This is a genomic window from Roseateles sp., assembly GCF_044373315.1.
GTDB lineage: Bacteria > Pseudomonadota > Gammaproteobacteria > Burkholderiales > Burkholderiaceae_C > JACDQM01.
Map to the genome: position 1 here is coordinate 1 of NZ_JBILQK010000113.1, position 9,674 is coordinate 9,674.

Genomic DNA, 9,674 nt, shown 5'->3' on the forward strand with positions numbered 1-9,674 from the left:
CGCTCCACGCTTCCTCCCCACATTCGGTCGCCCTCGTGCAGTTGCGCTTCGCTTCGTTCGCTGTGATCAACTTACGGCGGGACTTGCACCCGCAAGAGTGCGCTCATGCTGAGCGCACATGCAAAAGGCCCGCCGAGGCGGGCCTTTGCTTTGCACCTGGTCTGGGATTTTAGGCGGCCAGAGCCTTGATCTTGGCCGACAGGCGGCTCTTGTGGCGAGCGGCCTTGTTCTTGTGGAAGATGCCCTTGTCGGCGACCGAATCGATCACGGCTTGGGCGGTCTTGAACAGGTCAGCAGCCTTGGCCTTGTCGCCGGCAACCACTGCCTTTTGCACGTTCTTGACGACCGTGCGGAACTTCGAGCGCAGCGCCGTGTTGGCGGCGTTCAGTTTGACGTCCTGGCGAGCGCGCTTGCGGCCCGATGCCAAACGGACGGTTTTCTTCTTGGCTTTGGAAGAACTTGCCATTTTGTGTATCTACCCAGATGGTGCAAAGACCGCGAGTGTAGCACTGAAGTGAAGCTGCAAGCAAAGATTGGGCACTGGCAGCATAGGCCGGTGGCCGAAAACGCTGAGTTTCGCACCTTGTTGAGCAAGCATAATCCGCCGGCTCAGCCCTGCTTAAGCCCTCATGAATCTGCTGCGATCTGCCTCCCTGATATCGGTCATGACTTTGGCTTCGCGCGTTACGGGCTTGGTGCGGGAGCAGATGATTGCGACGGCCTTTGGGGCCAGCACCCTGACCGATGCCTTTCAGGTGGCTTTTCGCATCCCCAATATGTTGCGCCGCTTGTTTGCCGAGGGCGCCTTCTCGCAGGCCTTTGTTCCCTTGCTTGCCGCGACCCGTGCTCGCGACGGCGATCAGGCCACGGCCAGCCTTGTTGATGCGGTCGCCACCGTTTTGGCCTGGGTGCTCTTGCTTACTTGCGTGCTCGGTGTCGTCGGGGCGCCCTTGCTGGTGTGGGTGCTTGGCGCGGGCTTGCCGCAAGAGGGACGCGAAGCGGCCATCGTGATGACCCGCTGGATGTTTCCCTACATCGGCTGCATGTCTCTGGTGGCGCTGGCGGCCGGCGTTCTGAATACCTGGAAGCGATTCCTTCTGCCGGCGGCTACCCCGGTGCTGCTGAACCTGTCGGTGATTGCTGCTGCCTGGCTGTTGGCGCCGCGCCTGGAGGCCTATGGGCTGAGGCCGATCTATGCGCTGGCGTTCGGGGTGATGCTGGGCGGCGTGCTGCAACTGCTGGTTCAAATCCCGGCCTTGATGCGTATCGGCTTGTTGCCTCGCATCGGCATGACCCCTGGGGCCCTCAGGCGCTCCTGGCACCACCCCGGCGTGCGTCAGATGTTGACGGCGATGGGGCCTGCCTTGCTGGGTGTCGGAGTGGCTCAGTTGTCCCTGGTCATCAACACCCAGATCGCCATCTTTGTGGGTGCGGGTGCCGCGTCCTGGTTGACCTATGCCGACCGTCTGATGGAGTTTCCCACTGCCTTGCTGGGCGTGGCGCTTGGGGTGGTGCTGACGCCGCAGCTTGCTTCAGCTCAAGCCAAGGGAGAGTCAGCGGCTTACTCTGATTTGCTCGATTGGGGCTTGCGCATGGTGCTGCTGCTGGCCTTGCCAAGCTCGGTGGCCTTGCTCTTGTTTGCCCAGCCCATGGTTGCGGTGCTCTACCACTACGGTGCCTTTCGCCCGGCCGATGTGACCCAGACTTCGCTCGCGGTGATGGGCTACGGCGTGGGCTTGCTGGGGCTGGTCGGCATCAAGGTGCTGGCTCCGGGCTTCTTTGCCCGCTTTGACACGCGCACGCCTGTGCGGATTGCGCTCGCCGTGCTCGTCTTGACTCAGGTGATGAATGCACTGCTGGTGCCCTGGCTAGGTGTTGCTGGGCTCGCGCTCTCGATCGGCCTTGGGGCCATGATCAATGCGGCTTGGCTGTTGGTAGGGCTGCTGCGCTTGGGCAGCTACCGGCCGGCGCCGGGCTGGCTGGGATTTGCCTTGCGTGTGCTCATCGCGACGACGCTGATGGGGGCGCTTCAGTACCATTTGGCTCAGCGAATAGACTGGATCGGTTTGGGGCAGCAGGGCTGGCTGCGCGCCTCGCTGATGGCCGCCTGTCTGCTGGCTTCTGCGCTTGTTTACTTTGGCACCTTGTGGCTGCTTCGGCTTGACCTGCGCCAGTTTGCCCGCCGTGCTTGAGCATTTCCCATGAGTTTGCCTCTGTCTGTCAAAGTGCCGACTGCACTGGAGCACTTCGCGGCCCTGGTGGCTGACGATTCCGGTCTGAATCTGCTCGAGGCTGCCGCGTCAATCGCGCTTGATGAGCACCCCACGGTCGATGTCCAGGCGGTGCTGGGCGAGGTCGATGTCCTGGCGGAACGCCTGCGCAGCCGACTGCCAGAGGATGCGGCGCCGATGCAGCGCTTGCGGCTCTTGAACCAGTTCTTCAGCGCGGAGCTGGGATTTGCGGGCAACATCAACAACTTCTACGACAGCGGGAACAGTTATCTGCATCAGGTGTTGGCCAGTCGGCGCGGCATACCGATCTCCCTTGCTGTCATCTATCTTGAACTCGCGGGTCAGGTGGGGCTGAGCGCTTGCGGCGTGGGCTTCCCCGGGCACTTCCTGATCAAGGTCAAGCTGCGCCAGGGGGACGTGTTCCTGGATCCCTTGACGTGCCATTCGCTGTCACGGTCCGCGCTCGAGGAGGCGTTGCTGCCCTACCTCGCCAAGCAGGGTGCTGGCGCGGCAGGTCTCGAGCACTACCTCGTCGATGCCTCGCCGCGACAGGTGCTAGCCCGGATGCTGAGGAATCTGAAGGAGATCCACCGCAGTCAGTCTGACTTGCTGCGCTTGCTCTCGGTGCAGCAGCGATTGGTGATCCTTTTGCCGGGCGATATGCAGGAATTGCGGGATCGGGCCGAGGTGCTGGAGTCGCTGGGATGCTGGGCCGCGGCTGCCGAAGACTTGCAAACGTACCTTCGGCGCAACCCGGCCGCGAGTGATCTGGAACTCATCAAGCGCCGCCTTCGCGGTTTGCAGGCTCGGGGCGGTCCGGGCTTGCATTGATCGTGTTTGGGGCGCGCTTAGAATCGCGACGCCCTTGAATCCCCTGGAACCGATGAAGTCTGTACTCCCGCCCCGCCCTGTGTCAGTGGGTTGGCCTGCGCGCCAAGGCTTGTGCCATCGAGGGGGCTTGGGTTGAAACAGATTCCTCTCTCGCTCGGGCCGGAGCCGGACTTCAGTTTCGGCACTCTCCTGCCTGGTGCGAATGAAGCAGCGCTGGCGCATCTGCAAACGCTCAGACCCGGCGCTCCGCCCGTGTTCCTATGGGGTGCTGCCGGCAGCGGCAAGACGCATGTGCTCAAGGCTCTGGCAGGTGCCTGGCAGGCGGCCGGCGCTCAGGTCGGGTGGTATGACGCGGCGACCCGTCTGCCTTGGGAGTTGCCGGCTCATCCGAGCCTTTTATTGTTGGACGATTGCCAGGATTTTGATGCCGGGCAGCAGCATGCGGCGTTTCAGCTTTTCGTCGAGGCCGCGACGCTGGGTCTTGCCGTTGTGGCCTCAGGTACGGCCCCACCGGTCGATCTGGCGCTGCGTGAGGACCTGCGGACCCGTCTGGGATGGGGGCCGACTTTCGGACTGCAGCCCTTGGCCGAGCCTGAGATCCGGGCCGCGCTGCGCCGTGAGGCCGATCGGCGCGGCATCTTCCTGTCCGACGAGGTGATGGACTATCTATTGACCCGCTTTGCACGCGATCTGAAGCACCTGATGGGCCTGCTGGACCGGCTGGATGAGTTCGCCCTGGCCCACAAGCGTGCCGTTACTGTCCCCCTGTTGCGTCAGATGCTGACCGACCAAGAAAACGAAGCCCAATGAATCTCACCCTTTTCGACCTGGACGGAACGCTGATCGCCCACGACTCCGACCATGCATTCGGCAACTTCATGGTCGATATCGGCTGGGCCGATGGCGAGCACTGGCGGCGTCGCAATGATGAGCTCTTCGCCGAGTATCAGGCGGGCGTGCTGAACCTGGATGCCTACATTGAGTTCGCCACATCGGTCTGGCGTTCCCGCCCGCTGGATCAGGCCCTGGCGGCCCGCGAGCGCTTCATGCACGAGGTGATGCGCCCGATGTTGACTCCTGATGCGCAGGCGCTCGTCCAGCAGGCTCAGGATGCAGGTGATCTGGTCGCCATCGTGACGGCGACCAACGAGTTCGTCACTGAGCCGATCGCCGGCGCCTTCGGTGTGGAGCACCTGATTGCGGTTCAGTTGCAGCGCGATGCGGGCGGTACCTACACGGGTGGCATCCAAGGCGTGCCCTCGTTTCAAGCCGGCAAGATTGTGCGGGTTGAGCAGTGGCTGGCTGGCTTGGGGCGACAATGGGGCGACTTCGAGCGCATCAGCTTCTACAGTGACTCGATCAACGACCTGCCGCTGCTGGAACGCGTCAGCCATCCCGTGGCAACCAATCCGACACCGGCGTTGGCGGCAATCGCCGCCGAGCGGGGCTGGCCCCTTTTGAAACTCTTCGCATGATCAAGAAATTCATCGACAAGCTGCTGGGCAAGTCTGCCTCCTCGGCCAAGTCCGGCAAGAGCCCGCTGGGCAAACGCGTCGAGATTCAGGTGGCGGAGCACGGCATTGATCCTGGCCTGCTGGATGAGCGTGCGGTCCGTGTGGTCCAAACGCTGACGGATGCTGGCTTCGAGGCCTACATCGTCGGTGGCGCCGTGCGTGACCTGCTCTTGGGCATGCGTCCCAAGGACTTTGACGTGGCGACAAATGCCACACCTGAGCAGGTCAAGGGATTGTTCCGGCGCGCCTTCATCATCGGGCGCCGCTTTCGCATCGTCCATGTGGTGTACGGCCGTGGCCGTGAGCATGAGGTCATCGAGGTCTCCACTTTCCGGGCCCTGCTGGTCAACGAAGCTGCAGACCAGGTCGCAGGCAACGAAAAGACGTCCAAGGACGAACTGGCAGGCAAGTCGCACGTGGTGGACGCCAGTGGCCGGGTCTTGCGTGACAACGTCTGGGGCCCTCAGATCGAGGATGCTGCGCGCCGCGACTTCACCGTCAACGCCTTGTATTACGACCCTCAGCGCCAGTTGGTGGTCGACTATCACGGCGGCCTGGCTGATGCCAAGAAGCGCGTGTTGCGCATGATTGGCGACCCGGAGACCCGCTATCGCGAAGATCCGGTTCGCATCATCCGCGCGGTGCGCTTCGCAGCCAAGCTGGGGTTCGAGATCGAGCCCAAGTCGCGCACGCCGATCAAGAAGACAGCGGAGCTTCTGGGCAATGTGCCGATCTCGCGCATGTTCGACGAGATGATCAAGCTGTTGCAGACTGGGCATTCGCTGGCCAGTCTTGAAGAACTGCGCAAACAGGGGCTGACTCGGGGGGTGTTCCCGATTCTTGACGCGGTCCTGGACGAAAGCGGCCAACTGCGCGAAGGCGTTCGCGGGCAGTTCGTGCGGCGCGCCTTCGAGGATACCGACCGACGTGTGGCCGAAGGCCGCAGCGTCGCCCCGAGCTTCATGCTGGCCTGCATGCTCTGGCACGATGTTCAATCGCGCTGGGAAAAGCTGCGCGAGCAAGAGGCGCCGGTGCCCGCGCTCCAGCAGGCGATCGATCAGGTCTTCGATGCGCGAATTGGCGATATCTCAGGCCGCGGCAAGCTGGCGGCAGACATGCGCGAGATCTGGATGATGCAGCCGCGCTTTGATCGGCGCAGCGGCAATGGCCCCTACAGCTTGGTGGAGCAGCCGCGGTACCGCGCCGGCTTTGACTTCCTGCTCTTGCGTGCAGATGCGGGTGAGCTGGATCAAAGCCTGGTGGACTGGTGGGAGGACTTTGCCCTGGGCGATGAGGACGAACGTCGCGCTTTGCTCGACCAGGTGCGGGACACCCAGCGCCGAGGCGCCAAGGTCCACCGGCTGCCGCGAGTCCGGGAGGCGGGGGATGCGATCGCGGCAGACGCACCGACTGACGAGTCTTCGGAGGTTGCGCCGGCCAAGAAACGCCGCCGTCGGCGCAAGCCCAAAACGGACGGTGCGCCGGCTGCGGGCGGCAACGAGCCGGCATGAGCAGTGCGTTGGCCCAGGCCTTTATCGGCTTGGGGGCCAATTTAGGCGCTGACCTGCAGCTGGCGCTTGAGGAGGGCTTGCGCGGCATCGCTGCCTTGCCCGGAACCCGCGTGCTGGCGGTGTCTGGTGCCTACCGAAGCGCGCCGCTTGAGTCATGCGGGCCGGACTATCTGAATGCGGTGGCTTGTGTCGAGACCGCTTTGACGCCCCAGGCCTTGCTCGATGCGCTGCTCGCCATTGAGGCGGCGCATGGGCGCGAGCGCCCCTACCGGAACGCGCCGCGCACCTTGGACCTGGATCTGCTCAGCTACTCGGATCTTTGCCTCGATACGCCCACATTGACCCTGCCGCATCCTCGCCTCCAGCAGCGGGCCTTTGTCCTTCGCCCTTGGCTCGAGCTTGCGCCAGACCTTGCCTTGCCCGGCATCGGCCGCTTGGCCGACTGCCTTCCCTCGCTGCAAGACCAGGCACTCGAGCGGCTGGATACCGCTCTGGCTTGGCGCTGAACTGCATTCTTGGCGTATCAGTCTCAGCTGTTCGCCGACACGCTCACTTCGTTTTCGAAATAGCGTTGCGCGCTGTAGGCAATCGTCGCCATCAGGCTGGCGCCGCCGATCAGTAGGCATATCACAACCCCCACCACCACCGGCCAAGCGCTGGGTCGCGCCGTCTTGCCGGGGTTGTGTGTGGCATTCCAGCGCTCGTCTGGTGTCAGCCCGTAGATGATGCCGCTCAGTGCAGCGATGCTCAACATCAGTCCGAACAGGGGAATCAGCAGCCAGCTGAGCCTGTCATCCTGGCCAAGCAACTCCATCCGCTGCAATCCGTACAGCCCCAGCAGGGTCGGCCAGGGATGAAGCCAGGCCAGCTTGTCGCGAAAACCGTAGAGATACAGGCGATGCAAGCCGAAAGTACCCAGCAGCAGGGCCAGCCAGGTTGCAACAGTCTTTGATTTGGTATGCGTCATCATCATGCCTGCTCCGGCGAGATCGAAGCGCCTGCGCCAAGCTGGCGCTGCATCAAGACGACATCCAGCCAGCGCCCGAACTTCCAGCCCGAGTTGCGCAGAATGCCGGTGTGTTCGAAGCCGAGCGCGCTGTGCAGCCCTATGGATCCGGCGTTCTCGGAATCTCCGATCACGGCCAGCATCTGGCGAGCACCCGCGGCTTCGCAGCGCGCGATCAGCTCGGCCAGCAGCAGTCGACCCACGCCTTTGCCTTGGCTGTCCGGGGCCAGATAGATCGAATCCTCCAGGCAGAAGCGGTAGGCCATGCGAGGGCGGAAGTAGTTTGCATAGGCATAGCCCAGCACCTGGCCATTCAGCTCCGCGACGAGCCAGGGCAGCTTGCGCGATAGGACTTCCTGTCGGCGCCGAGCGATCTCGGCAACATCCGGAACGTCCGTTTCGAAAGTGCCGGTGCCGTGCAGCACCGCATGCTGGTAGATGGCCTGAATCGCGGGCAAATCTTGCTCGGCGCTGGGGCGGATGTGCAGGCCTTCAGACGGCTGGGTCATGTTTTATGTGTTTCTATGGGGATAAGTCTGCGGGCGAGTTTATAATGCCGGGTTTTGGTGCTGGTCGTTGGCTCGCGAGAGTTGTGCGGCGTATCTACAGTATCAAGAGGACCAAGCCACGGCGGAGTCGTTTCGGGTGTAACCGGGCGGCCTCGTCTCCCGATCTGCTCGCCCTGAGTGTCTCCTGGTGCGGTGGAACGCTTTAGAAGATCATCAAAGGATTCATCATGGTCGTGATTCGACTCGCACGCGGCGGCTCCAAGAAGCGCCCCTTCTACAACATCGTTGTGGCCAACAGCCAGCAACGCCGTGACGGCCGCTTCATTGAGCGTGTCGGTTTTTACAACCCCGTGGCCTCTGGCGCGGCCGAGTCGCTGCGCGTGACGATGGACCGTGTGAGCTACTGGACTGGCGTCGGCGCCCAGATGTCGCCCACGGTGGCTCGTCTGGTTGAGCAGGCCAAGAAGGCTGCGGCCTGAGTTGAGTCGAGTGACGTCCGACATTTCTCCGTCTGCAGCGGTCGGCTCTGACGAACTGTCATGGCCGGCTGACGCGATTGAGGTCGGGCGCATTCTCGATGCCTGGGGCATCAAGGGCTGGTTCAAGGTCCAGGCCTACTCGGCCGATGCCCAGGCGCTGTTTTCCGCGCGGCGCTGGTTCGTGCTGCCCGCGGAAGACAAGCCGGCGACAGTTGTCGCCGTGAAGGCCGGGCGGCTGCCGCCTGTGCTGAAGGTTCTTGCGATTCGTGACCATGGCGAGGGCATTGTGGCCAGCGTCGAAGGTGTAGCGGATCGAAGCGGCGCCGAGGCGCTGCGTGGGGTGCGGATCTTCGCGTCTCGCTCCAGTTTTCCGCGGCCCGATCCGGGCGAGTACTACTGGGTAGATCTGATCGGCCTCAACGTTGTCAATCGCCAAGGTGAAGAGCTCGGTGTTGTCGCCGGTCTTCTGGATACTGGCCCCCACAGCGTGTTGCGAATCACGCCTCCCGGCATGACCGCACCGGTCAAGCCAGATCAGGAACGCTTGGTCCCGTTTGTTGCAGCTTTTGTCGATGACGTTGATCTCGAGCGACGCTGCATCACGGTCGACTGGGGCCTGGATTACTGAGCCAGCGCCAGCAGCTGGCGGCGCACGATGCGCTTCGACATCATCACTCTGTTCCCTGAATTGTTCGACGCTCCCTTGCGTTGTGGGGTCACGCGTCGTGCTTTCGAGAGCAAGCAGGTTGACGTCCGCCTCTGGCCCCTGCGCGATTTTGCCGACGACGCTTACCGGCGTGTCGATGACCGACCCTATGGCGGCGGTCCTGGCATGGTGATGCTTGTCGAGCCCTTGGAGCGAGCCTTGGCAGCGGTGAAGGCCGATCGAGAAGAACCGCGTCCTGCCGTCATCCACTTCACGCCGACGGGGCGCCGCATCGATCAGTCCTTGATTGCTGAATTGGCTCAGGGGCAGGGCGCTGTTCTGCTCTGTGGTCGCTATGAAGGTATCGACCAGCGCTTTCTCGATCGGCATGTCAGCCTTGAATTGAGCTTGGGTGACTTCGTGCTGTCAGGGGGCGAGTTGCCTGCGCTCGCGCTGCTGGATGCGATGGCTCGCCTCCAGCCGGGTGTGCTCAACGATGCAGCTTCGCATGAACAGGACAGCTTCTCGGACGGGCTCCTCGACTGCCCCCACTACAGCCGGCCAGAAGTACTGAGTGGCCTTCCCGATCAGTCGGAGGACTTGCTGGTTCCGCCCGTTCTGCTTTCGGGTCATCACGCGCAGATCGCGCGCTGGCGCCGCGAGCAGTCCTTGGCATTGACATTGCGCCGCCGACCTGACCTCATTACGGCGGCCCGCAGGGCCGGGCGTCTGAGCAAGGCGGATGAGCGATTTCTGGAGTCCCTGCCCAAGCCCGACTGAGGGCGCTGTTTGTTTTGGGCAAGAACTGAGCTACAATCATGGGCTTTTCGATCCTCTGACGGGCCATCAGCAAGCGCTGTGTGGATCTGTTTTCTTGAAGAAAACGGATTCGCTGCCCATCCTGCCATGCCGGCAGCTTAGGCCCCCAAGGACGCCGTCACGATCAC

General features: G+C 63.0%; 12 protein-coding genes. 9 read left to right on the forward strand and 3 right to left on the reverse strand.

What is annotated here, in order from left to right; all coding sequences use genetic code 11:
- Positions 1-169: 169 nt before the first annotated feature.
- On the reverse strand, positions 170-466 hold the full coding sequence (rpsT, locus tag ACIQ67_RS17615) for a 30S ribosomal protein S20 (protein ID WP_397535682.1): 297 nt from the start codon (positions 464-466) through the stop codon (positions 170-172).
- Between the two features lie 163 nt (positions 467-629).
- On the opposite strand from rpsT, the gene murJ reads away from it, so the two are divergent.
- The 6 genes from murJ to folK all read left to right on the forward strand — a co-directional run bounded on the left by murJ (position 630) and on the right by folK (position 6,593).
- Positions 630-2,192, forward strand: coding sequence for a murein biosynthesis integral membrane protein MurJ (gene murJ, locus ACIQ67_RS17620; RefSeq protein ID WP_397535683.1), 1,563 nt, complete (start codon positions 630-632; stop codon positions 2,190-2,192).
- Positions 2,193-2,342: 150 nt separating this feature from the next.
- Positions 2,343-3,062, forward strand: coding sequence for a SirB1 family protein (locus ACIQ67_RS17625; RefSeq protein WP_397535684.1), 720 nt, complete (start codon positions 2,343-2,345; stop codon positions 3,060-3,062).
- A gap of 132 nt (positions 3,063-3,194) precedes the next feature.
- The gene (locus ACIQ67_RS17630) at positions 3,195-3,872 is read left to right on the forward strand and encodes a DnaA regulatory inactivator Hda (RefSeq protein WP_397535685.1); all 678 of its coding nucleotides are present in this window, start codon (positions 3,195-3,197) and stop codon (positions 3,870-3,872) included.
- Positions 3,869-4,537, forward strand: a complete 669-nt coding sequence (locus ACIQ67_RS17635) for an HAD family hydrolase (RefSeq protein WP_397535686.1) — start codon at positions 3,869-3,871, stop codon at positions 4,535-4,537. Before ACIQ67_RS17630 ends, ACIQ67_RS17635 begins: the two co-directional genes overlap by 4 nt.
- On the forward strand, positions 4,534-6,087 hold the full coding sequence (gene pcnB, locus ACIQ67_RS17640; RefSeq protein WP_397535687.1) for a polynucleotide adenylyltransferase PcnB: 1,554 nt from the start codon (positions 4,534-4,536) through the stop codon (positions 6,085-6,087). Before ACIQ67_RS17635 ends, pcnB begins: the two co-directional genes overlap by 4 nt.
- The gene (folK, locus tag ACIQ67_RS17645; RefSeq protein ID WP_397535688.1) at positions 6,084-6,593 is read left to right on the forward strand and encodes a 2-amino-4-hydroxy-6-hydroxymethyldihydropteridine diphosphokinase; all 510 of its coding nucleotides are present in this window, start codon (positions 6,084-6,086) and stop codon (positions 6,591-6,593) included. The genes pcnB and folK overlap by 4 nt, the downstream gene beginning before the upstream one ends.
- Positions 6,594-6,616: 23 nt before the next feature.
- On the opposite strand, the gene ACIQ67_RS17650 is transcribed toward folK, so the two are convergent.
- Both ACIQ67_RS17650 and ACIQ67_RS17655 read right to left on the reverse strand, forming a co-directional pair.
- Positions 6,617-7,054 (reverse strand): hypothetical protein, encoded by a 438-nt coding sequence (locus ACIQ67_RS17650; protein ID WP_397535689.1) that lies wholly within the window; start codon positions 7,052-7,054, stop codon positions 6,617-6,619.
- 2 nt (positions 7,055-7,056) lie between these two features.
- A complete protein-coding gene (locus ACIQ67_RS17655) occupies positions 7,057-7,602 on the reverse strand; it encodes a GNAT family N-acetyltransferase (RefSeq protein WP_397535690.1) in 546 nt (181 codons plus the stop codon).
- Between the two features lie 227 nt (positions 7,603-7,829).
- Here ACIQ67_RS17655 and rpsP point away from each other — a divergent pair, with 227 nt between their 5' ends.
- Genes rpsP through trmD form a run of 3 tightly spaced genes read left to right on the forward strand, consistent with a single transcriptional unit; the run spans position 7,830 to position 9,507 of the window.
- On the forward strand, positions 7,830-8,081 hold the full coding sequence (gene rpsP, locus ACIQ67_RS17660; protein ID WP_397535691.1) for a 30S ribosomal protein S16: 252 nt from the start codon (positions 7,830-7,832) through the stop codon (positions 8,079-8,081).
- Positions 8,082-8,091: 10 nt separating this feature from the next.
- The gene (gene rimM / locus ACIQ67_RS17665) at positions 8,092-8,709 is read left to right on the forward strand and encodes a ribosome maturation factor RimM (RefSeq protein ID WP_397535692.1); all 618 of its coding nucleotides are present in this window, start codon (positions 8,092-8,094) and stop codon (positions 8,707-8,709) included.
- Between the two features lie 27 nt (positions 8,710-8,736).
- Positions 8,737-9,507 carry a tRNA (guanosine(37)-N1)-methyltransferase TrmD gene (gene trmD / locus ACIQ67_RS17670; protein WP_397535693.1) on the forward strand — a complete coding sequence of 257 codons (771 nt, stop codon included), beginning with the start codon at positions 8,737-8,739 and terminating at the stop codon, positions 9,505-9,507.
- Positions 9,508-9,674: the final 167 nt, after the last annotated feature.